The sequence below is a fragment of the Arthrobacter sp. 05N429 genome, assembly GCF_056397045.1.
Genome location: NZ_JBFTMQ010000002.1, coordinates 623,426 through 645,719 on the forward strand (window position 1 = coordinate 623,426; position 22,294 = coordinate 645,719).

The 22,294-nt window shown below is 67.4% G+C and carries 23 protein-coding genes; 10 read left to right on the plus strand and 13 right to left on the minus strand.

Going from position 1 to position 22,294, the window contains the following annotated elements; all coding sequences use genetic code 11:
• Positions 1 to 46: 46 nt before the first annotated feature.
• The gene (locus AC1DF4_RS06835; protein WP_476912158.1) at positions 47 to 403 is read left to right on the plus strand and encodes a nuclear transport factor 2 family protein; all 357 of its coding nucleotides are present in this window, start codon (positions 47 to 49) and stop codon (positions 401 to 403) included.
• 30 nt (positions 404 to 433) lie between these two features.
• Here AC1DF4_RS06835 and AC1DF4_RS06840 read toward each other — a convergent pair whose 3' ends face one another.
• Complete coding sequence (locus AC1DF4_RS06840; RefSeq protein ID WP_476912159.1) at positions 434 to 1,084, minus strand: LysE family translocator; 651 nt, start codon at positions 1,082 to 1,084, stop codon at positions 434 to 436.
• A gap of 104 nt (positions 1,085 to 1,188) precedes the next feature.
• Between AC1DF4_RS06840 and AC1DF4_RS06845 the strand changes: the two genes are divergently transcribed.
• On the plus strand, positions 1,189 to 1,644 hold the full coding sequence (locus AC1DF4_RS06845; RefSeq protein WP_224047918.1) for an Lrp/AsnC family transcriptional regulator: 456 nt from the start codon (positions 1,189 to 1,191) through the stop codon (positions 1,642 to 1,644).
• Between the two features lie 19 nt (positions 1,645 to 1,663).
• Here the strand turns inward: AC1DF4_RS06845 and AC1DF4_RS06850 are convergent, their stop codons facing one another.
• A complete protein-coding gene (locus AC1DF4_RS06850) occupies positions 1,664 to 2,122 on the minus strand; it encodes an Lrp/AsnC family transcriptional regulator (RefSeq protein WP_441405197.1) in 459 nt (152 codons plus the stop codon).
• Between the two features lie 420 nt (positions 2,123 to 2,542).
• Here AC1DF4_RS06850 and gluQRS point away from each other — a divergent pair, with 420 nt between their 5' ends.
• Genes gluQRS through AC1DF4_RS06865 form a run of 3 tightly spaced genes read left to right on the plus strand, consistent with a single transcriptional unit; the run spans position 2,543 to position 5,139 of the window.
• Positions 2,543 to 3,439 (plus strand): tRNA glutamyl-Q(34) synthetase GluQRS, encoded by an 897-nt coding sequence (gene gluQRS, locus AC1DF4_RS06855; protein WP_476912160.1) that lies wholly within the window; start codon positions 2,543 to 2,545, stop codon positions 3,437 to 3,439.
• 9 nt (positions 3,440 to 3,448) lie between these two features.
• Positions 3,449 to 4,135: an HD domain-containing protein gene (locus tag AC1DF4_RS06860; protein WP_476912161.1), complete on the plus strand. Its 687-nt coding sequence runs from the start codon at positions 3,449 to 3,451 to the stop codon at positions 4,133 to 4,135.
• 2 nt (positions 4,136 to 4,137) lie between these two features.
• Positions 4,138 to 5,139 (plus strand): NADP-dependent oxidoreductase, encoded by a 1,002-nt coding sequence (locus AC1DF4_RS06865; protein ID WP_476912162.1) that lies wholly within the window; start codon positions 4,138 to 4,140, stop codon positions 5,137 to 5,139.
• A gap of 66 nt (positions 5,140 to 5,205) precedes the next feature.
• On the opposite strand, the gene AC1DF4_RS06870 is transcribed toward AC1DF4_RS06865, so the two are convergent.
• The 7 genes from AC1DF4_RS06870 to AC1DF4_RS06900 all read right to left on the minus strand — a co-directional run bounded on the left by AC1DF4_RS06870 (position 5,206) and on the right by AC1DF4_RS06900 (position 12,701).
• Positions 5,206 to 6,522: an ATP-binding protein gene (locus tag AC1DF4_RS06870; RefSeq protein ID WP_476912163.1), complete on the minus strand. Its 1,317-nt coding sequence runs from the start codon at positions 6,520 to 6,522 to the stop codon at positions 5,206 to 5,208.
• A 121-nt stretch (positions 6,523 to 6,643) separates the two neighbouring features.
• Entirely contained in the window at positions 6,644 to 8,215 is a 1,572-nt protein-coding gene (locus AC1DF4_RS06875) for an amino acid permease (RefSeq protein ID WP_476912164.1), read from the minus strand.
• A 26-nt stretch (positions 8,216 to 8,241) separates the two neighbouring features.
• Positions 8,242 to 9,657, minus strand: coding sequence for an aspartate ammonia-lyase (locus AC1DF4_RS06880; protein ID WP_476912165.1), 1,416 nt, complete (start codon positions 9,655 to 9,657; stop codon positions 8,242 to 8,244).
• An 8-nt stretch (positions 9,658 to 9,665) separates the two neighbouring features.
• The gene (locus AC1DF4_RS06885) at positions 9,666 to 10,706 is read right to left on the minus strand and encodes an asparaginase (RefSeq protein ID WP_476912166.1); all 1,041 of its coding nucleotides are present in this window, start codon (positions 10,704 to 10,706) and stop codon (positions 9,666 to 9,668) included.
• Positions 10,703 to 11,404, minus strand: a complete 702-nt coding sequence (locus AC1DF4_RS06890) for a FadR/GntR family transcriptional regulator (RefSeq protein ID WP_476912167.1) — start codon at positions 11,402 to 11,404, stop codon at positions 10,703 to 10,705. Before AC1DF4_RS06890 ends, AC1DF4_RS06885 begins: the two co-directional genes overlap by 4 nt.
• 93 nt (positions 11,405 to 11,497) lie before the next feature.
• Positions 11,498 to 12,109 carry a DUF305 domain-containing protein gene (locus AC1DF4_RS06895; protein WP_476912168.1) on the minus strand — a complete coding sequence of 204 codons (612 nt, stop codon included), beginning with the start codon at positions 12,107 to 12,109 and terminating at the stop codon, positions 11,498 to 11,500.
• Positions 12,110 to 12,230: 121 nt separating this feature from the next.
• A complete protein-coding gene (locus AC1DF4_RS06900) occupies positions 12,231 to 12,701 on the minus strand; it encodes a hypothetical protein (RefSeq protein ID WP_476912169.1) in 471 nt (156 codons plus the stop codon).
• A gap of 146 nt (positions 12,702 to 12,847) precedes the next feature.
• On the opposite strand from AC1DF4_RS06900, the gene AC1DF4_RS06905 reads away from it, so the two are divergent.
• Together AC1DF4_RS06905 and AC1DF4_RS06910 are read left to right on the plus strand one after the other, a co-directional pair.
• Positions 12,848 to 13,183, plus strand: a complete 336-nt coding sequence (locus AC1DF4_RS06905; protein WP_476912170.1) for an ArsR/SmtB family transcription factor — start codon at positions 12,848 to 12,850, stop codon at positions 13,181 to 13,183.
• Between the two features lie 17 nt (positions 13,184 to 13,200).
• A complete protein-coding gene (locus AC1DF4_RS06910) occupies positions 13,201 to 14,292 on the plus strand; it encodes a cation diffusion facilitator family transporter (protein ID WP_476912171.1) in 1,092 nt (363 codons plus the stop codon).
• Here the strand turns inward: AC1DF4_RS06910 and AC1DF4_RS06915 are convergent.
• The 3 genes from AC1DF4_RS06915 to AC1DF4_RS06925 all read right to left on the minus strand — a co-directional run bounded on the left by AC1DF4_RS06915 (position 14,289) and on the right by AC1DF4_RS06925 (position 16,805).
• Entirely contained in the window at positions 14,289 to 15,245 is a 957-nt protein-coding gene (locus AC1DF4_RS06915) for an L-lactate dehydrogenase (protein WP_476912172.1), read from the minus strand. The genes AC1DF4_RS06910 and AC1DF4_RS06915 overlap by 4 nt on opposite strands.
• Positions 15,246 to 15,262: 17 nt before the next feature.
• Positions 15,263 to 16,006, minus strand: coding sequence for a glucose 1-dehydrogenase (locus tag AC1DF4_RS06920; RefSeq protein ID WP_476912173.1), 744 nt, complete (start codon positions 16,004 to 16,006; stop codon positions 15,263 to 15,265).
• Positions 16,007 to 16,187: 181 nt separating this feature from the next.
• Complete coding sequence (locus AC1DF4_RS06925; protein WP_476912174.1) at positions 16,188 to 16,805, minus strand: uracil-DNA glycosylase family protein; 618 nt, start codon at positions 16,803 to 16,805, stop codon at positions 16,188 to 16,190.
• 706 nt (positions 16,806 to 17,511) lie between these two features.
• Here AC1DF4_RS06925 and AC1DF4_RS06930 point away from each other — a divergent pair.
• The 3 genes from AC1DF4_RS06930 to AC1DF4_RS06940 all read left to right on the plus strand — a co-directional run bounded on the left by AC1DF4_RS06930 (position 17,512) and on the right by AC1DF4_RS06940 (position 21,546).
• Complete coding sequence (locus tag AC1DF4_RS06930) at positions 17,512 to 18,732, plus strand: exonuclease domain-containing protein (RefSeq protein WP_476912175.1); 1,221 nt, start codon at positions 17,512 to 17,514, stop codon at positions 18,730 to 18,732.
• A gap of 9 nt (positions 18,733 to 18,741) precedes the next feature.
• Positions 18,742 to 19,245 (plus strand): hypothetical protein, encoded by a 504-nt coding sequence (locus AC1DF4_RS06935; RefSeq protein ID WP_476912176.1) that lies wholly within the window; start codon positions 18,742 to 18,744, stop codon positions 19,243 to 19,245.
• 153 nt (positions 19,246 to 19,398) lie between these two features.
• Positions 19,399 to 21,546: a glycoside hydrolase family 3 C-terminal domain-containing protein gene (locus tag AC1DF4_RS06940; RefSeq protein ID WP_476912177.1), complete on the plus strand. Its 2,148-nt coding sequence runs from the start codon at positions 19,399 to 19,401 to the stop codon at positions 21,544 to 21,546.
• 33 nt (positions 21,547 to 21,579) lie between these two features.
• On the opposite strand, the gene AC1DF4_RS06945 is transcribed toward AC1DF4_RS06940, so the two are convergent.
• On the minus strand, positions 21,580 to 22,294 hold a 715-nt coding region (locus AC1DF4_RS06945), incomplete at its 5' end, for an HNH endonuclease (protein WP_476912178.1).

Below are 22,294 nucleotides of genomic sequence, written 5' to 3' on the forward strand. Positions count from 1 at the left end.
TCCATGACCCTTGCGGGCGCGCGGAAACAGGGAGTAAAAACGAGGGATGAGAGATGCGTCAGCGCGCTGGGTGCAGCACTACATCGCCGCCTGGACGTCGAACGATCCGGAGGACATCAGGGCTCTCTTCACAGAAGACGCCGTGTATGCCACGAGACCTGGTGATCCCGAGCCGTGGACCGGGCGGGAGCAGATCGTTGAGCACTGGATCGCCGCGGGTGATGCGCCGGGCGACTGGACCTTCGAGTGGAGCCTGCTGGGGGTCGACGGCGGGAGGGCCTTCGTGCAGGGCCGTACCGACTACCGCGGGGACAGCCGCAGCTACGACAACCTCTGGATCATTCAGCTCACGGGGGACGGCCGCGCCACGGCATTCACCGAGTGGTACATGCCGCGCAAGTGACGGGCAGGGTGCACGCCTCAGCCGTGGGCGTCAGCCGCGGGACAGTGCGTGGCCCAGGAGCGGCAGCAGCTGCTCCGACAGCAGGACGGCGCCGAGCGCGACCATGATCACGCCACTGGCGAGCGTCACTTTCCGCGCCGCCCCCGGCCGGGAGTGCAGCAGTTTGCGGGCCAGGAGCGCAACGCAGGTGTAGACCACGGCAACCAGCAGAACAAACGTCAGGCCAAGGAGCCCGGACTGCACCGGCACCGGGAGGGACGCCTCCTGGCTGACAAACTGCGGCACTAGGGCCACATAGAACAGCAGGCCCTTCGGGTTGATGCCGCTGGTTCCCATGCCCTGCAGGAAGGTCCGGAACTGGTTCGCCGGCGCCCGCACCTCTGCGCTGCCGAAACTCGCGCCGCGCCAGGACCGGATCGTGGTGAGGCCGAGCCACAGAAGATAGGCCGCGCCGGCCACCGTCAGCCACCCCAGCACGCCGGGAATCCTCGTCAGCAGGGCCGCCAGGCCCCCGACCAGGAGCACCGTGTGCAGCACATAGCCGCCGCAGAGCCCCGCGACCGCGGGAACGAAACTGCGCTGCTTCAGGCCCGCGGTGATGGAATACGCCCAGTCCACCCCCGGGGTGCACGCAAGGGCGCCGGCGACCACCAGAAAGGCGATGAAGAGCTGGGGATTCACGGCGGTCTCCTGACGTTTTGGGTACAGGAAAAGCCTAGGAAATTTTGCGCCGGAAGTGTTCCCTCTTTTCGCGGAGAAATGCCCTAGGCGGGTAAGATTATTGCGTGGTTGACCATTTGGACAGAAGTATTTTGCGCTACCTCAAAGAGGACGGCCGCATGACGGCCACGGCACTCGCCGCCAAGGTGGGATTGACCGTGGCGCCCTGCCACCGGCGGCTCCGCGACCTGGAGGCATCCGGCGTCATTCGCGGCTACCGGGCGGACATCGATCCGGCCGCCGTCGGCCTCGGGTTCGAGGCGATCGTCTTTGTCACGCTGCGCCAGGTGGACCGGGCCACGATGGAGATCTTCGAGAACCGTGTGGCGGACAATCCGAACATCGTGGAGGCGCAGCGGCTGTTCGGTTCCCCCGACTACCTGCTGAAGGTCATTGCCGAGGACCTGCCCGCCTACCAGCGGTTCTACGACAGCGAACTGACCTCGCTGCCCGGCGTCGAGCGGCTCACGTCGACACTGGTGATGAAGAACCTGAAGACCAATATCGGCCCGCCCGTCTAGTCAGGGCCCGGCGGGGGCTTCAGGAACCCAGGAGCCCCGTGGTCCGGTAGGGGATGACCTCGCGCAGGAACATGCTGGTGGACGTCCGCACGATTCCCGGGCAGAGCCGGATTTCCTCCGAAACGCGGTACAGATCGTCCGGGCTCTTCGCCACGACGCGGATCAGCAGGTCTGTCTCGCCGGCGGGAGCGTGGCATTCGAGGACCTCCGGGATGTTCCGCAGCGCGGCAATAGCCTCGTTCAGGTGGCTCTGGTCCAGCTCGGCGCTGACCGACGCCGCCACGCCCCGGCCCAGCGCCGAGGGCAGCACCCGGCTGCTGTTGGCCCGCAGGGCGCCCGACGCCGTCATCCGCTCCAGGCGCGACTGTACGGTGCCGCGCGCCAGGCCGAGTTTCTGGGCCAGCACCATGATCGGCAGCCGGGGATCTTCGTCGAGGGCGAGGAGGATTCGCCGGTCCGTCGGGTCGAGTTCCTGCAATGTGACTACTCCCTGTACGTCGCTGCGGCCGGACTTGATCAGATTGACCAGTATAACCTAAGTCTGTTGCGCCTACTGTATGGCTTCTGTTGAAATAGTGACAACAAAGGGACAGGCCACCGCCGGATCCCGAACAGGCTACGAGCACCCCGGCACACCACCCGGACCTTGGATGAGGCTTCCCGCAAGGAACCCGCCCGCTGATTGACTCTTGTTCACACCATCGTCATTCCGCACACCGCATTCGCAGTTCTCCCGATTCGCAGTTCTCCCGATTCGCAGTTCCACCAATTCGCAGTGCCATGGCCCGGAGCAACGCACCGGGCCCGGCACGGCAAGAGCCCCTGAGCCACCGACGTCGGATTTCCGAAGTCATCGGTAGCTGAGGGGCTCTTGTGTTGCTGCGCATAGGCTGGTGGCATGACCTCTGCCGGCCGCTTCGCCCCCAGCCCCTCCGGCGAACTCCATGTCGGCAACCTCCGCACGGCGATCCTGGCCTGGCTCTTCGCCCGGTCAACCGGCCGGCGGTTCCTGATGCGCGTGGAGGACTTGGACCGGGCCCGGGCCGGCGCCGAGGCGGAGCAGCTCCGCGATCTCGCGGCCATCGGCGTGACGTGGGACGGGGGAGTGGTCCGCCAGACCGACCGCGGGCCCCTCTATGCGGACGCGATCGCCCGGCTGTCAGCGGCAGGTCTCACGTACGAGTGCTTCTGCACCCGACGCGAAATCCAGGAGGCACCCTCTGCGCCGCACGCCCCGCAGGGAGCCTACCCGGGCACATGCCGCGACCTGTCCGCGGCCGAACGAGAGGCGAAGCGTGCCGTCCGGCCCGCTGCGGTCCGGCTCCGGTCGGCCGTCACGGAGGCGTCAGTGCAGGACGTGCTGCACGGCAGCTACACCGGTGTGGTGGACGACTTTGTGCTCCGCCGGAACGACGGCGTGACGGCCTACAACCTCGCCGTCGTGATCGATGATGCCGCCCAGGGCATCGACCAGGTGGTCCGCGGCGACGACCTGCTGCCGTCCACTCCCCGGCAGGCCTATCTTGCCTCGCTGCTGAATATGCCTGTTCCGGAATATGCGCATGTTCCGCTTGTATTGAACGCCGACGGCGCCCGGCTGGCCAAGCGCGACGGCGCGGTCACTCTCGCCGACCTGGCCGCCGTCGGACACTCGGCTACGGAGGTGCGGGACGCGCTGCTGGCATCCCTCGGTTTGCCCGCGGGGCCGCTGGAGCACGCAGCCGCCGTGTTTGACCCCGGCATGCTGCCGAGGGAGCCGTGGGTGTGGCCCGGGCTGGGCGGGCCGCACGCGTAGGCTGGAAGCATGTCAGAACCAGAGTTCATCGAAGCGCGCAGCACGCAGCCGGGTTTTACCGTCGAGACGGCGAAGGTCCTCGCCGAAGTGGCCCACAACCGGCAGAAGGACAAGCTCAAGCGGCCGTACCGGGAGCATGTGATTGCCGTCGGGGATGCCCTGGCGGACTTCGACGACGACATCCGGATTGCCGGTTACCTGCACGACATTGCCGAGGACACCCCGATGACCCGGCAGGCGCTCCTGGACATGGGCGTTTCCGAGCGCGCCGTGGACATTATCGAGCGCGTCACCAAGCGCCTGCACGAGAACCCGGACGACTACCAGGCCGGCATCCGCTACATCGCCGAGGACCACGACGCCACCCTGGTGAAGATCGCCGACAACGCACACAACTCCCTGCCTGAGCGGGTCAAGGCGCTGGCCGAGAAGTGGCCGGACAAGCCGCCGGTCACCCGCTACAACGACGCCCGCCCGGTGCTCTACGCCGCGGTTCCGGTGGAGGAAATCCGGAAGATCCTGGCCCGGATCAACCCGTGGCTGCTGGACGAGCTCGACGATCGGCTCGACGACGCGGACGACACCGACTACGAGAACCTGTCCTACGAAGACGCCACGGGCGTGGAGCCGGCGCCCGGCCCCGGCGAGGCTCCCGCCGAGCCGGCTGCCGCCGAATCCGAGCCGCACCGGAACTGACAATGCGCGGCTACGTCCTCACCCGTTACGGCGGGCCGACCGCCATGGAGTTCCGTGATCTCCCCGAGCCCCGGCCAGGGCCGGGGGACGTGCGGGTCCGGGTTGCCGCGGCTGGGCTGAATCCAGTGGACTTCAAGCTCCGCCAGGGCGCGCTCCGTCCCATCAGCCCGTTCCGGCTGCCGATCGTGACCGGCTGCGAACTCGCCGGCACGGTCGACGCCGTCGGACCCGGGCCGAACCGTTTCGCGGTGGGGGACCGTGTCTACGCGCGCGTGGACAAGCGCACGCTGGGCGCCTTCGCCGAACTGGTGTGCGTGCAGCAGGACCTGGTGGCCGCCATGCCGGCCTCGCTTGGGTTCGCCGAGGCCGCCGGGCTGCCGCTAGCCGGGCTGACCGCGCTGCAGGCGCTCCGCGACGAGCTCGCCGTGGGCCCCGGAACCCGGCTCTTCATCGCCGGCGGCGCCGGGGGCGTCGGAACGCTGGCGATCCAGCTCGCCAAGCACTTCGGCGCGGAGGTCACCACCACCGCCTCTGCCCGTGGCGACGCCCTGGTGCGGCGGTTGGGAGCCGACCGCGTTATCGACTACACGCGGGAAGACTTCGCCGGTATGCTGCACGATTTCGACGCCGTGCTGGACATGGTGGGCGGTGCGGCGCTCGAGGAGTCCTTCCGCATCCTCCGGCCGGGCGGGCGGGTAGTCTCCATCGCCGGGGTTCCGGAGCCGCTCACCGCGACAAAGGACCTTGGCGCGCCGCCGTGGATCACGGCCGCATTCTGGGTTATGAGCCTGGGCGTCCGCAGGCGCGCCCGCAAGGCGAAGGCCAGCTACCGCTACCTGTTTATGCACCCGAGCGGGGACGACCTGCGCTTGCTGGCCACGCTCGTCGACGCCGGCCAGCTGCAGCCGGTGGTGGACAGCAGCTATCCGTTCGACCGGATCGCCGAGGCCTTTGCCGCGCTGGAGCAGGGCCACGCTAAAGGCAAAATCGTCGTCACCCTCTGACTACAACGCGGGGCACATCGCGCCCATCCCACACGAACTCGGCCAGCGCACGCGCTGAACCTCGGACTACACGCGGCCCAGGGCGTCGATGTCCTCGAGGAATTGCTGGTGGACCTCGTCGCTGACGGTCGTCCGGGTGTCCGCGATCGCGTCGAGGTAGTCCTGCGTCGCGGGGCCCTTGCGGACCGCTTCGCGGATGGAGACGTTTCCGCTGGAAGCCAGCCCGCCGTCGTCGTACACCGCTTTCTCCAGCGCCCGCTGGGACGCGCTCCGGGCCGCGAACTCGATGTCCGCGGGCGAGAATCCCTCGGTCCGGTCCACCAGCAGCTCCACGTCCACGTCGTCCACGACCGTGGCGGGAATGAATCGCTGCCACATGGCTTCACGGGCCTGGCGGTCGGGCAGGCCGATGGGGATGACGTAGTCGAACCGGCCGTGGCGCAGGAACGCGGAGTCCAGAGCCCGGATGAAGTTGGTGGCGCAGACCAGGAGGCGGCCGGGCTGTTCGCGGAACGCCGGGATGATTTTGAGCAGTTCATTGGTGACGCCCTGCAACGGCGACGGCGGTTCGCCGGAGCGCTGGGAGGCGATCTCCTCCACCTCGTCGATAAAGACGACGGCGTGCTCCAGCTCGGCGATCTCCAGGAAAGTCTCCCGCAGCGCGCCCGCGAGCCCCTTGGGATCGGAGGCCAGCCGGGAGGGGAAGACCTCCACGAACGGCCACTCGAGGCGGGACGCGATCGCCTTGGCGAAGGTGGTCTTGCCGGTGCCGGGAGGGCCGAAAAGGACGACGGCGCGCGGCGGCACCACGCCGTACTCGTCGGCGAGGTCGGCCTCGGCCAGGGGCAGGACCAGGCGGCGCTCCAGGAGCTCCTTCTCGTTCCGCATGCCGGCGACGTTTTCCCAGAGGTCGCGGGCCAGGATGCGGCCGCCGAGCTGGCTGAGGGGCTCGAGTTCCTGGCGCTGCACCGGGATTCTCCGCTCGAAATAGCGCAGGTTCTTCTTGAGCACGAATCCGCGGCCCAGGAATGCCTCCACCCGGGTCTCGGATTCCGGCATGAGCGCGGAGAGTTTGTTCAGGCCGTGCGGCGCCATCCGGTTCTCGACGGCGGCCAGCAGCGAGGTGCCGATCCCGCGGCCGCGGTATTCGGGGAGAGTGGCCAGGAAAACGATCCAGCCCTGGTCGTGGGCGGCACGTCCGACGGCGGCGCCCACCACCTGATCACCCTGGACCGCAACGACGGCGTGGTCCTTCTCGCAGGAGGCCAGCACCTCGGACAGCGCGTAGACCGGCTCGACGTTGGTGGCCTTGAGGGTTTCCCAGAGGTGCAGGATGCCGTCAAGATCGGCGGAATGGAAATCCCTGATTCGCCAGTTGGTCATGAGATGTCTCCCGGGTGGTTCGTCGCTGAGCCAGTGTGAGCCTGTCTGCTGAGCATATGCGAACCGCCACCGCGCAGGGTTGCGGGTACGTTGCGTTACGCGGAGGCGGAATGCCGGAAGCCTAGTCCGGATCCCCCCCGGCGTTCCCTGCGGGCCGGGCTGCCACGAGCGGATACGGACCAGTGAAGCCGTCGCGGACGGCGGCGATTTCCAGGATGCGGTGCCGGCAGAGGCGCCAGCCGAGCATCAGGACGGGGACGATGACCACAACGGAGGCGATGGTCCACGTTCCCACGGGAGAGTCGAAGGCCATGAGGACCAGCACCGCTAAAAGGAAGGCCAGCGTGATCCAGCCCGTGACGGGTGCGCCGGGCATCCGGAAAGCCGGGCGGAGCAGTTCCCCGCGGGCTGCGAGCCGGGCAAGCTGCATCTGGCACAGGACGATCATGGCCCAGGTGCTGATGATGCCAAGCGATGCGACGTTCAGGACGATCTCGAAGGCCTCGGCCGGGACCAGGGCGTTCAGGATGACGCCCAAACCGGCCACGCCGGCGGTCAAGGCGATGCCGCCGTACGGAACACCGGATTTGTTCATCCGTGCGGCGAACTTCGGCGCAGAACCCGAAACGGACATGGAACGCATGATCCGGCCGGTGGAGTAGAGGCCGGCATTGAGCGAGGACAGGGCCGCGGTCAGGACCACGAGGTTCATGATGGCGTCCACGCCGTCCACCCCGATTGAGCCGAAGAACGTCACGAACGGGCTTTCGCCGGCCTTGTAGGAGCTATAGGGCAGCAGTAGCGAGAGCAGTACGAGCGAGCCGACGTAGAACACCGCGATACGCACGATCACCGTGTTAATGGCCCGCGGCATGATCTTCTCCGGGTTTTCCGTCTCCCCGGCGGCAGTGCCGATCAGCTCGATCGAGGCGTAGGCGAACACGACACCCTGCATCACCACGATTGCGGGCAGCAGCCCGTTGGGGAAAACGCCGCCGTTGTCTGCGATCAGGCTGAAGCCGACTTCCTGGCCGGCGACGGGGGTGCCGAAGATGACGAAGTAGATGCCGACGAGCAGGAAGGACACGAGTGCCACCACCTTGATCAGCGCGAACCAGAATTCGAGCTCGCCGAACACCTTGACGCTAATGAGGTTGAGCCCCAGGACCAGGATCAGGGCGGCCAGAGCCCAAGCCCACTGTGGCACGTCCGCGATGGGCGCCCAGTACTTCTTGAAGAAGTTCATGTACAGCGCGACGGCGGTGATGTCCACAATCGCGGTCATGGCCCAGTTCAGCCAGTACAGCCAGCCGGTGACGAACGCGGCCTTCTCACCGAAGAACTCGCGGGCGTAGGAGACGAACGATCCGGACGACGGCCGGTGCATCACGAGCTCGCCGAGGGCACGCAGGATCATGAAGGCAAAGAACCCGCAGACGGCATAGCTGATGACCAGGGCGGGTCCGGCAGCGGCGAGACGGCCGCCCGCGCCCATGAACAGGCCGGTGCCGATGGCGCCGCCGATCGCGATCATCTGAACCTGCCGGGGTTTCAGGCCCTTGTGGTAGCCCTGGTCCTCGGCGTGGAGCGCTGCCTCGGAGGCATGGGCATGCAAGGGAATGGTGTGGTCGGATACGGCGGGCTGCTTTTGGGTCGGTTGTTTTTGGGCGCGGGCAGTTTCGGGATGAGTCATGGGGGTCCTTCGGGTTCGAGGGTGCGCTATTTGCTCAGGTTGGCCAGGCGCTGCGGGCTGAGGAGTTCGGTGAGCTGCTCGGCGGTGAGCAGCCCGTGTTCGAGCACGAGTTCGGCGACTCCCTTGCCTGTGGCGAGAGCTTCCTGGGCGATGGCCGTGGCCGTGGCGTAGCCCAGGTGCGGGTTGAGGGCGGTGACGAGGCCGATTGACTGTTCCACGGTGAGGCGGAGCCGTTCGGTGTTGGCGGTGATGCCACGGACGCAGCGGGCCGTGAGGGTGCGGCAAGCGGCTTCCAGATGGGAGATGCTCTTGTGGAGGCTGTGGACAATGATCGGTTCGAAGGCGTTGAGCTGGAGTTGCCCGGCCTCGGCCGCCATGGTGATGGTGACGTCGTTGCCGATGACCTCATAAGCCACCTGGCTGACGACTTCCGGGATGACCGGGTTGATCTTGCCCGGCATGATCGAGGAGCCGGACTGCACGGCGGGGAGGTTGATCTCGCCGAAACCGGCGCGCGGGCCGGAGGAGAGCAGCCGCAGGTCGTTGCAGATCTTGGAAAGTTTCACGGCGACCCGCTTGAGCACGCCCGAGAGGTGCACAAAGGCGCCGACGTCCTGGGTGGCCTCGATCAGGTCCACCGCCGTGACGAGCGGCAGGCCCGTGATCTCGGCCAGGTGACGGCAGGCCGCCTCGGCGTACCCCGCAGGAGCGTTGAGGCCGGTGCCGATCGCCGTGGCACCCAGGTTGATTTCGTGGATCAGGAGATCGGCTTCGGCCAGGCGGAGCCGGTCCTCGCCGATCGTGACGGCGTAGGTGCCGAATTCCTGGCCGAGTGTCATGGGCACGGCGTCCTGGAGCTGGGTGCGGCCCATCTTGACCACCGTGCGGAACTCGAGGGCTTTGGCGGCGAAGGCGTCCTCGAGCTCGGTGAGGGCTTCCAGCAGTTCCCGGGCCGCGAAGATCGTGCCGAGCTTGACCGCCGTGGGGTAGACGTCGTTGGTGGACTGGCTTAGGTTGACGTGGTCGTTGGGGTGCAGCCGGGCGTAGTCGCCCTTCGGGTGACCGAGAATTTCCAGGGCCCGGTTGGCGATGACCTCATTGGCGTTCATGTTCGATGACGTCCCGGCACCGCCCTGGATGACGTCCACCACGAACTGCTCGCTGAGCTTGCCGTTCATGACGTCGGCGCAGGCTTCCCCGATGGCCGCGGCACGCTCGGCGTCGAGCAGCCCGAGCTCGTGATTGGTGCGTGCGGCGGCGAGCTTCACGGCGGCCAGCCCGCGGACCAGGTACATGTTGGAGGAGAGCGGCTGGCCGGTAATGGGGAAATTCTCCACGGCCCGGAGGGTGTGGACGCCCCAGTAGGCACCGGCGGGGACATCCCGGTCGCCCAGGAGGTCGTGTTCGGAGCGGAATTCTGTGCGTTCGTTGAGCGAGGTCATGGCGGTCCTTACAGGGCGTCGGGGGCGTCGGATGTCTTGGGGGCAGCGAGGAAATCGGTGGCCTGCAGCAGCCCGACGGGCCGTCCGCCGCCCAGCACAGGGGTGGCGGCGAGGCGCGCCAAGGGAGAGGTATCGACGTCGAGCGCGGCCAGGACTCGCACGGTGACCGGCATCCGGGCGCGGTCTCCGCCGTCGGAGATCTTCACGGCGAAGGCGCGGCCGTCCGCCAGGCCCACCAGCTGGACGCCCTCGAAGCCGTCCTTGGCTAAGAGGCCGGGGACCAGGCGCATCAGCGCGGTCACATCCCGGTCCTCGCCCGCGACCATCCCGGGGTTGCGGCGCATGGCGCTGGCGACGGCGGCTTCCGCGTTGCCGGGTCCCGTTGCAGAGGCCAGCCGACCGAAAGCGCGGGCCATGCCTCGCAGGGTAAGGGCGAAGAGCGGGGTGCCGCAGCCATCAGTGGACGTACGCTCCGGTTCCTCGCCGGTCAGGTCCGCTACGGTCCGGGCCACGAGCTGCTGCAGCGGGTGCTCTGGCTCCAGGTATCCCAGGACCGGCCAGCCGTTGATGACGCAGGTGGCTGCCATCGCGGCGTGCTTCCCGGAGCAGTTCTGCGCCAATTGGGTGGCCTGACCGCCGCCGCTGAGCCATTGCTCGCGCTCGCGGACGCCGTAAGGGAGGTCGGTGCTGTTCTCGAGGTCTCCGGGGGTCAGCCCATGCAATTCCAGGATGCGCCGCGCGCCGTCTCGGTGGGGGGCGGCCCCGGAGTGGCTGGCGGACGCGAGGGCGAGGAGTTCGTCCGGGAGGTCCAGACCGGCGCGAACCATGGCGACGGCCTGCAGAGGCTTCAGTGCGGACCGCGGGTAGAACGGGGCGAGGGGCTCGCCGGCGGCCAGGAGGATCTGGCCGTCCGCTGCGGTGGCGATGACCGAGCCGTAGTGGACGCTTTCGACGATGCCGTCCCGGGTCTGGACCGCAAGCGGCGCGTGCTGCGGGAGTAGCTCCGGGGCCAGCGGGGTGGGGGTGTACGCGAGAACAGGAGAAATCATTGCGTCCTTTGGAGGATCGAGTCGAGGGCAACGCCAACGGCATGCAGGTGCTGGCTCATGGCGATGCGTGCCGTTGCCGCGTCGCCGGCTTCGATGGCGGCCAGGATGCGCCGGTGCTCCTCGTCGGATGCGTGCTGCCGGTCCGCCACCATGTTCAGGGTCTCTGACTGGTGGGCAAGGGCCTCCCGGATGTCCGAGACGACATTTTCGAAGACCTTGTTCCGGCTGGCCCTCGCGATCAACGCGTGGAAGCTCGAGTCCAGACCCACCCACACTTCGGGGTCGTCCTCGGCGGTCATCGCGGCGACGATGTCCCGCATGGTGTCCAGTTCCTCGGGCGAGCGGCGTTCTGCCGCCAGTCCGGCGGCAGGAACCTCGATGTGGGGACGGGCCTCGGTGAGATCGCGTGCTGAGTATTGGCCGAGGACGAGGTCCTTGGCCACGTGGTCGGCGACGACGAACGTGCCCCGCCCGGTCCTGGTGACGGTCAGCCCCAGGGCGGTGCAGGAGCGCAAGGCCTCGCGGACCACGGAGCGGCTCACACCGTACTGCTGGGCAAGAGTGGCCTCGGAGCTCAGCTTGGTGCCGACGACGAGCTGGCCGGATTCGATTTCGGAGCGGAGGACATTGAAGACTGCTTCGGCCGCGCTAAGGCGGGCGAGGGGCTGTCCGGCTGTCCGGCTGTCTGACAGGTTCACGCTTAAAATATGGCAGGGGTCACACTGGGGTGTCAATTATGACGGCGGCCCCTTGGTCGGAGGCCGCCGTCATCGTGAGACTCTGATGTCCGTCTAGAGCGCGGCGAGCAGGTCCTTCATCTCCTGGATCTCGCGCGTCTGGGACGCTGCGATGTCCTTGCCCAGCTGGACGGCCTCGGCGTTCTTTCCGGAGCGGACCTCGGCGTTCGCCATCTCGACGGCGCCCTCGTGGTGCGCGATCATCTGGGTCAGGAATAGCTTCGCGGCCTCGGTGCCTTGGGCGGTGTCGAGCTTTGTGAGGTCGTCGCCGCTCATCATGCCCGTCATCGAGTGGCCGCCCGGAGCCTGCCTGGGCTCGTTCCAGTCCTTGAGCCAGCCGGTCATTTTCTCGATCTCGGGCGCCTGGGCGGCTTTGATCTTCGTTGCCAGTGCGGTGACCTTGGCGTCGATGCCCTGCTTCTTCAGGATCATGTCGCTCATCTCCACGGCCTGGGAGTGGTGCGGAATCATGGCTTGGGCGAACATCGCATCCGAGCCGTTGTGGTCCGCGGCTGCGGGTGCGGCACTCGACCCCGGCATGACATTGCCCGAGCTGTGGTCCATGCCGGGCATGCTGCTCCCGCCGGAACCGGAGCCGGTGGAGCAGCCGGCCAGCGCAATCACGGCGGCGAGGGCAGTGGCGGAAAGCGTGAGGGTTTTCTTCATGGCAAATCGTGTCCTTAGTGGGTCCGGCGGAAGAGCCGGGTGGCTGGCGCGCGGAAGCCAAGGCTGGCAGCCCGGCGCGCTGGGGCTGGTGGTGCCGGCGTCTTCCGGCACATGCCCGGTCCTACGTGCGGCTGATGGACAGGTCGCAGGGCGTGGGTGTCCCGGGAAGATAGGCGTAGCCTGCCGGACGGTCCGCCCGCGTCGCGGTCAAGGACCCGCCGTCAAGGAAGGTGCCCCCGGGCTGCGGGGCGCTCAAGGAAGCGCCAGCCGGCGACGGCGTGCAGCCGGCGTGAACTGCCGGCTCCTCCGCGCAGCCGTCCTCGCAAACGCACGACGGCGGCACTTCGGTTCCGCCGGTGGTGGCCGAAGCGGGCGTCACCGAAGGTTCGGCATGCGCGGAGTGCATCTGGCCTTCGGAGTGCAACCCCGTCGACGTTGCCGTGCGGCCAGAAGGTGCCGCCTGGGCGTGCATTGCGTGGGAGCCGGCGAGGACATGCATGCCAAGTAGCCCAAGGACCACGGCGACGAGACCGGCCAGCAGCAAGGTGCCGCGGAGCAAGGTGACGGGACGGGCTGCGGTGGCAGCGGGCATCGCCGTTCTCCTTCCGTGCAGTCGTGGCTCCGGGCAGTTTCACGAAGGCTTTAGGCTACCCGTTGTCAACGCCTGCCGCCGGAATTGTGTTCCGTCGGCAGGGCGGGAAACAACTGCAGTGGCTCCAAGTGTGACATTATCTGCATATGAATGCAGATATGCAGGTTGAGATCGACGGCCCACATGTGGAATTGGCGGTGGAAGTCTTCTCATTGCTGGCCGATGCCACCCGAGTCCGGCTGATCCTGGTGCTCGGGGACGGTGAGCTGCCGGTCAACGCGCTCGCCGAAAAGGTGGGGAAGCCGGCCGCCGCGGTGTCGCAGCACCTGGCCAAGATGCGGCTGGGCGGGATGGTCGCCACCCGGCAGGAAGGCACCAAGGTCTACTACCGGCTAAGGGACAGCCATGCCAGCCAGCTCGTAATGGACGCAATCCACCAGGCGGAGCACGCGCTCGGCACGGCCCCACGGCACGGCGCATGAACCGGCCGGCGGAGTCTGTGGAGCAGCAAAATCACGGCGATGGCCAGGAGCACGACAACCACCACGGCCACACGCACCCCCACGACCATTCGCATGCCCAGGACCACGGTCCGGATGACCATAGCCACGGTCCGCAGGGACACCCCCACACCCACGCCAAGGGGCTGAAAGGCTGGCTGCAGTCTGTCATTGTCCCGCACTCGCACGACGCCGCGGATTCCATCGACGAGGCCCTCGAAGCCAGCACCCAGGGCATCCGGGCGGTCAAGCTCTCGCTGTTCGGGCTTGGGGCCACCGCACTGTTCCAGCTGGTGATTGTGTTGGTCAGCGGCTCCGTGGCGCTCTTGGCCGACACCGTGCACAACTTCTCAGACGCCTTGACGGCCGTGCCGCTCTGGATCGCGTTCCTGCTGGGCCGCCGCCGGGCCACCAGGACGTATACCTACGGCTACGGCCGGGCCGAGGACCTCGCGGGGCTGTTCATCGTGGCGATGATTGCACTCTCGGCGGTCGTAGCCGCCGTCGAATCCATCCGCCGCTTCTTCGAACCCCAGCCGGTGAACAACCTCGGCTGGGTGCTCGCCGCGGGCCTGGTGGGCTTCGCCGGCAACGAACTCGTCGCGATTTATCGGATCCGGGTCGGGCGGAGGATCGGCTCCGCCGCCCTCGTGGCCGACGGGGTCCACGCCCGGACCGACGGCTTTACGTCGCTCGCCGTCGTCGCCGGCGTCATTGGCATCTGGCTCGGTTTCCCGCTGGCGGACCCGATCGTGGGCCTCCTGATTTCGGTCGCCATTGGCGTCCTGCTCTGGGGCACCGTGCGCGACGTCGGACGGCGGCTGATGGACGGCGTCGACCCGGAACTGACGGAGCGGGTCGAGGCCCTCATCGCGGAACACTCCCGGACCGGCGGCACCGCCCGGCTGCGCTGGTCCGGCCACCGGCTGCACGTCGAGATCTCGGTACCCATCCCTACGGATGCGCACCTGGTCGAGCTCGCCTCGGTGACGTCCAACCTCGAAGGCGGCATCCGGCGGGCCCTGCCGCACGTCGGCGCGGTGACGGTTGTGCCCGCCTTCGACGCGGCAGAGAGGCCAAGCACCGCCTAAATCCCGAGGGTCGCCAGGCTCTGCTGCAGCGTCTCGGCTGAGTGGTGCAGGGAGGCGAGTTCGCCGTCGTCCATGGGAGTGTCCAGAACCGTGCGGACCCCGCCGTTCCCCACGATGCTCGGCAGTGACAGCGCCACCCCGGAGATCCCGTACTGGCCGTCAAGCACCGTGGAGACGGGCAGGACGGCGTTTTCCGAGCGCAGCAGAGCCTCCACGATCCGGGCTCCGGAGAGGCCGATGGCGTAGTTCGTGGCGCCCTTGCCGGCGATCACCTTGTAGGCGGCCTGCGTGACTTCCCGCGCGGTGTCGGCGAGGTACTCGGGCGTGAAGACACGTTCGCCGTCGACCGTCCACTGGCGGATTGGCACCGGGCCGATCGTGGCGCCGGACCAGATGGGGAACTCGGTGTCGCCGTGCTCGCCCACCATGCTGGCGTGGACGCTGGTGAGGGACACTCCGGCCTTGTGCGCCAGCAGCCAGCGCAGCCGGGACGTGTCCAGGACCGTGCCGGAGGAGAAGACACGTGCGGCGGGCAGCCCGGAGATCTTCTGCGCCGCGACGGTCAGCACGTCGCAGGGGTTGGTCACCAGAACGTAGACGGCGTCCGGGGCGTGCCTGAGCAGTTGCGGCATGAGCTGTTCGAGGATGCGGACGTTGGTGCCGGCCAGGTCCAGGCGCGTCTGGCCCGGCGCCTGTTTCGCCCCGGCGGTGATGACGACGACGTCGGCCCCTTCCGTTGCGGTGATGTTCCCGCCGCCGGTGACGGTCGCCGCTGCGGCGGAAAACTGGGTGCCGTGCGCGAGGTCGAGAACTTCGGCTTCGGCCTTGGCGGTGTTGACGTCAAAGAGGGCGACGCTGCCGGCGGAGCCGCGGATCAGGGCGGCGTAGGCGAGGGACGTGCCCACGCTGCCGGCGCCGACTATCGCCAGTTTGGAGCCTGGGTTCAGGGACATGGGCTTCTGCTTTCGTGTCAGAGCGTGGAGGTTGCCACAGTGCCGGCCGTCTCGCCGCCGTCGATCACGAACTCGGCGCCCGTGACGAACGAGGACTCGTCGGCTGCCAGGTACACCGCCAGGTCCGCGATCTCCTTGGGTTGTCCGGTCCGGTGCAGGGGGACATGTCCAGTGTCGAAAGTCATGCCCGCGGTCATGGGCGTTTCGATGACTCCGGGGTGCACCGAGTTCACACGGATTCCGGACCCGCCCAGGTCCAGGGCGGCGCTCTTGGTCAGGCCCCTGACGCCGAACTTCGACGCCGTGTAGCCGGAGAGGGTCTCGTAACCGCGCAGTCCCGCAATCGAGGAGATGTTGATGACGGAGGCGGCGCCCGCGCGCGCCAAGGCCGGGGCCGCCGCCTTGATGCCATTGAAGACGCCGGTCAGGTTCACATCGATGATCCGGGCCCAGTCCTCATGCGAGTACTCGTCGATCCGGCCGAAGTTCACAATGCCGGCGTTGTTGACCAGAACACTGAGGCTGCCGAAGGCGGTGACCGCCCCGCTCACTGCCGCATCCCAGTCGGCCGGCTGCGTCACGTCAAGGTGGACGTAGCGGACGCCGTCGCCGAGGTTGGCTGCCAACTGCCTGCCGTCCTCGTCCAGGACATCGCCGGCCACGACCTTCGCTCCTTCGTCCAGGAACCGTTGGGCGATGGCCGCGCCGATGCCCCGGGCGCCGCCGCTGACCAGGGCCACTTTGCCGTCCAACCGTCCCATAGCCGGGTCCTTTTCGGGAGCGAGCCTCCCCCGGGACGTGGCCGTCCGGGCTCGGCTTCAAGCTCACCAAGGACCGCGGGGCTTGGGCAGGGCCGTTGGACCCTAAGCGGAGCGCACTAAACCGGACCGCACGACGGCGGCGGTGCGGCCGCCGTCGTCGTGCAGTCCGTGCGGTGTCAGGTCAGAGGTGCTGGATGCCGGCCCGCTGCATGGCGTCTTGGTAGACCTCGACGTTCTTGGCCAGGAGTTCGTCCTGCTTGGCCGCCGAGACGGCGAAGGCCCGACCGCCTAGGGCGGTGGCCTTGTAGATCTTGACGCCGCGGTTCTTCAGGGAGGAGTGGTACGTCTTCTCGAACAGCGTCAGGAAGGCGTGGGCGTCGGCGCCGTGGGCGATGACGGCGGAGACGCGCTTGTTGATCTTCAGGAACTGGCGGAAGGGCCGCAGGCCGTCGGTCTTCTCCTGGACGTTCAGCGCGGACGGGAGCTCCGGGTCGCGGACCCAGGGGTAGGCGTTCCACGGCATGACGTAGCGGGGGTCAAGTTCGACGGCCTCGTAGATGGAGGTGGCGCGGCGGGCGGCTTCGTCATCGTTGAAGTGGGAGACGAAGCCCGATTCGGTGCCCTTGCCCGGGGCGATGTGGAGGCTGACGATCCGGCACTCGTCCTCGTCATGGACGGGATCGATGTACGGGACGACCGACCCCGGCTTCTTTTCCATCAGTTCGTCGCAAAGCTGCGTCACGGCGGCGATGTTCGGTTCCTGCAGCAGGGTCTTCTTTTCGTCCCAGTCAATCGTCACGATTTCTCCCTCAGCGCTCGGCGTCCAGAATCAGGCGTCTTGTTCCACTCTACGCTTCTGGCCGGGACGGCGTTTTTTGGCGTCGGATTGCGGCGCCGTTGGGCCGCTGGATGAGCCCGTACGGCGGGCAGAGGCTCCGGAAGCCGGGACCTTTGCCCTACCCATGTCCGCGGCCCGGGCGTACGCTTAAAGCGCCTGCAGGTAGCCATCTGATTAAGCCGGGTCGTTCAGGACATGAAAATGTCCGAGCCATCTCATAGCGAGATCGCGAAGGTACCTGCAGGCCTTGTGTTTAAGGTGAAATTCAGTTGCCGTGGTGGTACCGGCACGCTGCGATCAGGACTTCGACGTCGTCACCCGCCGGACCAGACAAGCCTCATTCAGAGAGATCCCGTGCGACACCGCGCCCGGCTTCCAGCTCCTCGATCGAGCCTAGAATCCGGCGGGCCTTGGCCGGATCGGGGAGCACGTAGGCCGTTCCCGCAGGGACTCGTAGTCGGAGCGGGACACCATTATGACGTCCTCCCCATGCCCACGCTTCCCCCAACCTGCCTCTTTGCAGTTACGGAATTACGCTGCCTAGGAGGGCGGACAATCCTGCTAGTTGCGGTCGCCGACCATCAAATGTCGCAGCCTTGAGGCAAACTGGTCCGAGCGCGGCACGAAGACTTGCCCGCGGACAAACAACAGCCAGCTGGGGGAACAGATGAATGCAGGATTCGCCGTCGTGGACGTCGAAACGACCGGGCTCTTTCCGGGCAGTCACCGCATTGCCGAGATCGCCGTCGTACACGTCGAACCGGACGGCACTGTTAGCAACCGCTGGGAGACGCTGGTCAATCCGGAGCGGGACCTGGGCCCGCAGCACATCCATGGCATCCGCGCAGCAGACATCCTTCGTGCCCCTGTCTTCGGGGACATTGCGCATGACGTCATGGAGTTGCTGGCCGGACGCGTGTTGGTCGCGCACAACGTTCACTTCGACTACCGATTTGTCTCGCACGAACTGGGGCGCTCCGGCCTGGAGTTGCCGTTCGAGGTCCATGATTGCCTGTGCACGATGAAACTGGCCCGCCGCTACCTCCCCGGGGCTGGCCGCTCCTTGAAGGACTGCTGTGACAGCTTCGGACTGAATCTGGAGAACGCACACAGCGCCGGGGACGACGCTGAAGCCGCCGCCCATGTGCTGAGCAACTACCTCCGGATGGACGCCGAAAACCCCGAGTGGTTCAGCGCCCTGGACCGGGCTTACTTTGCGTCCTGGCCGGCCGTGGAGCCGAAGCGCCGTCAGCCGGCCCTCCGCCGCCCGGCAGCTGAGCCGCAGCCACATTTCCTGGAACGATTGGTGAACCGCCTGCCCGAGGTCGCCGGCCCGGATGAGCACAATGCCTACCTTGCCATGCTTGACCGCGCACTACTGGACCGGCAGATTTCCGTGTCCGAGGCAGACGGGCTGGTGACGCTCGCCGATTCCCTGGGGATCAGCCGAAGCACCGCTGAAGAACTCCACATCAAGTACATGATTGCCATGCTCGCCGCAGCATGGGACGACGGAGTGGTTACTGCGGAGGAGGAGGCTGACCTCCGCATCGTCGGTGCCCTCCTCGACATCAGCCAGGAATCCATCACCCGAGGGCTCGCTGGTCCTGTCGCCGGGCAGGATGCGGAGACCGGTGCCGCAGTCCAATCGCTGGTCCTCTCTACCGGCGACAAGGTCGTGCTCACCGGCGACATGTCGCGGGAGCGGAGCGACATTGAGGCGGATCTCCGAGCTGCCGGGTTTGTCCCGCATCCGGCGATCACCAAAGCGGTCAAACTGCTGGTCGCGGCAGATCCCGACAGCTTGTCCGGCAAAGCCAAGAAGGCCCGAAGCTACGGGATTCCTGTCGTCGGCGAGCGGTACCTGACCACTCTGCTGGGCAGCTAGCAGATGGCCATGAACGAACAGGCGCTCCGGGCAAACGGCTTTATCGGCTTCGAGACGTTCGCGAAGCTGGATCTTGACGACGTCCCACGCGTACCGGGAATTTACGCGGTCCTGAAACCTGCGGGGCATCAGCAAGCGTTTCTTGAACAAAGCACCGGCGGCTGGTTCAAACAGAAGAATCCGTCGATCCATGAAGAGGCTCTGGCAGCCCGATGGGTGGACGATACAGATGTCCTTTACATCGGCAAGGCCGGCGCGGGAGCCGCGGGCACACGTGGACTCCGAAAACGTATTCAGGAGTTCGCCGACTTTGGACGGGGGAAGCCCGTTGGTCACTGGGGTGGACGACTGATCTGGCAGTTGGCCGGATCGCAGTCGCTCGTCATCGCATGGAAGTCCCTGCCGGGGTCAGAGGTGAACGAGGCGGAAGCGCGGTACCACGCTGAGTTCCACCAACTCTACGGCCGCCTCCCGTTCGCCAACCTGGTTCAAGCTCGGTCGACAGGTGCGTGACCGCCGTCGTACTTGAATCCCGCTGCCCCGCATCAAAACCGCCAGAACCTCTGGCCCCTCCCCGCCGCCACAGGCATGATGGAACCCATCCGCAGGTCCCCAACCCGGCGAGGCGGCCAACGCCCGCGGGCTGACCCCGAAGGCAGGCAAAGCGTGAACCTAGAAGCGATGGAACGGGCCCGCGAGGTTGAGGCGCAGCTGACCGACGAGGAGCGCTTCTCACTCCTAATCAGCGTCATGGGCACCAACGCGACACTCACGGATAAGGATGCGCGCATCCCTGACGGCGTCCCGATGAGCGCCGGCTACACGCCCGGGATCCCGCGGCTGGGCATCCCCGCGCTGCTCATGAGCGACGCGAGCCTGGGCGTCACCAACCCCGGCTACCGGGAGGGCGACACCGCCACGGCCCTTCCGGCGTCGATCGCCCTGGGCGCCACCTTCAACCCCGAACTCGCCCGCAGGTCCGGGCAGATGGTGGGCAGGGAAGCCCGGAGTAAAGGACTCAACGTCCAGCTCGCCGGCGGCCTCAACCTGCACCGCGACCCGCGCAACGGCCGGAACTTCGAGTACCTGTCCGAGGACCCCTGGCTCACCGGCGTGCTCGGCGCGGAATCGGTCAGCGGCATCCAGGGCGAGCAGGTAATCTCCACGGTCAAGCACTTTTCCCTGAACTGCAATGAAACCAACCGGCACTGGCTGGACGCTGTCATCGACCCCGCCGCGCACCGGGAATCCGACCTGCTCGCGTTCGAGATCGCCATCGAGCGCGCCCGGCCCGGCGCGGTCATGACGGGCTACAACAAGGTCAATGGCACTTACGCGGGCGGCAACAAGACGCTGCTGCAAGACATCCTGAAAGGCGTCTGGGGCTTCCCCGGCTGGGTGATGTCCGACTGGGGCGCGACGCCGAGCTGGGACTTCGCGCTGCAGGGCCAGGACCAGGAATCCGGCGTGCAGATCGACGTCATGATGTGGGGGAAGGAGCCCTTCACCGCCCCGCTGCGGGAGGCCTACGCCGCGGGTGAATTCCCCAAGGAACGACTCTCCGAAATGGTGCAGCGCATCCTCTACGCCATCTTCGACGTCGGGATCGACCGCTGGGAGGGAACGCCCGACGTCGACCTGGCCGCCCACGCAGGCATCGCCCTGGAGACGGCGCGGCAGGGGATTGTCCTGCTGAAGAACGAGGGCGTGCTCCCGCTGGCCGTGCCGTCCGCGGGTGGTGGGCCCCTCAAGATCGCGGTGATCGGGGGTCACGCCCAGCTCGGCGTTCCGATCGGAGCCGGGTCAAGTGCCGTAGTGCCGCCCGGCGGTTACGCCGAAAGCCACACCATAGGCGGCCCGGGCATCATGGGCAGCATGCGGAACCTGTACCTGCTGCCCTCCTCGCCGCTGGCGGAACTGCAGAAGCTGCTGCCCGACGCCGCGATCGAATACGACCCGGGGATGAGCCCGGCCGAGGCCGCGCTGCTGGCGCGACGCTCCGACGTCGCTATTGTCTTCGGCATCCGGGTGGAGGGCGAGGGGTACGACAACGCTGACCTGTCCCTGCCGTGGGGCCAGGACGCCGTGATCGGAGCCGTCGCCGACGCCAACCCGAACACCGTCGTGGTTCTCGAAACCGGCAACCCGGTGGCGATGCCGTGGCTCGCGAAGGTCAGGGCCGTCTTGGCGGCCTGGTACCCCGGCCAGTGCGGCGGGCAGGCGATCGCCGAAATCCTCACCGGCGTCACCAACCCCTCCGGGAAACTCCCGCTGACCTTCCCGACCGGCCTGGACCAGACGCCGCGGCCGGAACTCCCGGGCCTCGGAACACCATGGGGGACTCCAACGACGGTCAACTACAACGAGGGATCCGACGTCGGGTACCGCTGGTTCGCGAAAACGGGGCAGCAGCCCCTGTTCCGCTTCGGCCACGGGCTCAGCTACACCCGATTCGAGTATGCGGCCCTGACTGTGTCAGGCGTGGCGGTGCAGGGCCGTAACGGAGTGCGGGCCGAGTTCACGGTCACCAACACGGGGCCGCGGAGCGGGGCCGACGTACCCCAGCTCTACGTCCTCGAGGGACCTGCGGGCCCCGGGATGCGGCTGCTCGGCTTCGAACGCGTGGACCTTGGACCCGGTGAATCACGAACTGTCTCGCTGGAGGTTGATCCGCGGCTGCTGGCGTCCTACAGCACGGGTCGCGGGCAGTGGCACACCGCCGGGGGCAGCTACCGGCTGGTGCTCGGCCACTCGGCGGGCGACTTCACCCTGGAGGCTGACGTGTCCCTGTCCGATTCGTGGTTCGGGCGCTAGCCAGGTAATTGTCTCAGCAGGATCAGGCCGGATTCAGGCAGCGGCCGATGCCGTGGACGACGGGTTTTCGGCCCTTGGTCTGCGGCGCCTGAGGGTCTTGGCGTGGTGCCGGAGTCTGCGGCGGTGGAGGCTGGTGTCGGCGGCCGGCGGCGAGGTGCCCGGCAGCGGGGGTGCGGTGGAGCGGTAGGTGTGCCCGGTGGGGGTCGTGACTTCGACGGTGTGTCTTTGTCCCGGCCGCGGTCTGACGCGCCAACCGGGGGCTTCTTTGGTGTGGTTGCAGGCTTCGCAGAGCCCGGCGCCGTTGGTGCAGGTGGTGTGGCCACCTTCGCGCCAGGCGATGATGTGGTCCAGGTGCCGGATCGGGGCGTCGCAGTACGGCGTCCGGCAGGTGTCGTCGCGGGCCTGGATGAAGCGGCGCTGTCCGGGCGGGAAGAGCCGCGCGCGGGATTCCATCGCGACAAGGTCCCCGGTGTCCGGGGCGGTGTAGAGCCGGCGAAGCCAGACGCTAAGGTCCGGGTCCATGGCCGTATCCGATCCTTCAGCTCCCGCGCGGTCCACACCCGATCCCGCCGCGCCCTCTGGTTCCTGGCGTGTGCCAACCGCTTTTCCTCCTCGTTTGAGCAGTTCCCGTGCCCAGCCGGCGGGGACCACCCCGTAGCCGGGGAGGCGGGCGGGTTCGCTGTCGCCCTGGAAAAGGGTGCGGTCGGTCATGACGAGCTGAATCTCGATCCCGGTGATGCCGCCGGGG

Coding starts and splice junctions, on each gene's coding strand:
- AC1DF4_RS06835 (WP_476912158.1), top strand. CDS start 47: ATGAGAGATGCGTCAGCGCGCTGGGTGCAGCACTACATCGCCGCCTGG.
- gluQRS (WP_476912160.1), top strand. CDS start 2,543: ATGACCTCTGCCGGCCGCTTCGCCCCCAGCCCCTCCGGCGAACTCCAT.
- AC1DF4_RS06860 (WP_476912161.1), top strand. CDS start 3,449: ATGTCAGAACCAGAGTTCATCGAAGCGCGCAGCACGCAGCCGGGTTTT.
- AC1DF4_RS06865 (WP_476912162.1), top strand. CDS start 4,138: ATGCGCGGCTACGTCCTCACCCGTTACGGCGGGCCGACCGCCATGGAG.
- AC1DF4_RS06870 (WP_476912163.1), bottom strand. CDS start 6,522: ATGACCAACTGGCGAATCAGGGATTTCCATTCCGCCGATCTTGACGGC.
- AC1DF4_RS06875 (WP_476912164.1), bottom strand. CDS start 8,215: ATGACTCATCCCGAAACTGCCCGCGCCCAAAAACAACCGACCCAAAAG.
- AC1DF4_RS06880 (WP_476912165.1), bottom strand. CDS start 9,657: ATGACCTCGCTCAACGAACGCACAGAATTCCGCTCCGAACACGACCTC.
- AC1DF4_RS06885 (WP_476912166.1), bottom strand. CDS start 10,706: ATGATTTCTCCTGTTCTCGCGTACACCCCCACCCCGCTGGCCCCGGAG.
- AC1DF4_RS06895 (WP_476912168.1), bottom strand. CDS start 12,109: ATGAAGAAAACCCTCACGCTTTCCGCCACTGCCCTCGCCGCCGTGATT.
- AC1DF4_RS06900 (WP_476912169.1), bottom strand. CDS start 12,701: ATGCCCGCTGCCACCGCAGCCCGTCCCGTCACCTTGCTCCGCGGCACC.
- AC1DF4_RS06905 (WP_476912170.1), top strand. CDS start 12,848: ATGAATGCAGATATGCAGGTTGAGATCGACGGCCCACATGTGGAATTG.
- AC1DF4_RS06915 (WP_476912172.1), bottom strand. CDS start 15,245: ATGTCCCTGAACCCAGGCTCCAAACTGGCGATAGTCGGCGCCGGCAGC.
- AC1DF4_RS06920 (WP_476912173.1), bottom strand. CDS start 16,006: ATGGGACGGTTGGACGGCAAAGTGGCCCTGGTCAGCGGCGGCGCCCGG.
- AC1DF4_RS06930 (WP_476912175.1), top strand. CDS start 17,512: ATGAATGCAGGATTCGCCGTCGTGGACGTCGAAACGACCGGGCTCTTT.
- AC1DF4_RS06935 (WP_476912176.1), top strand. CDS start 18,742: ATGAACGAACAGGCGCTCCGGGCAAACGGCTTTATCGGCTTCGAGACG.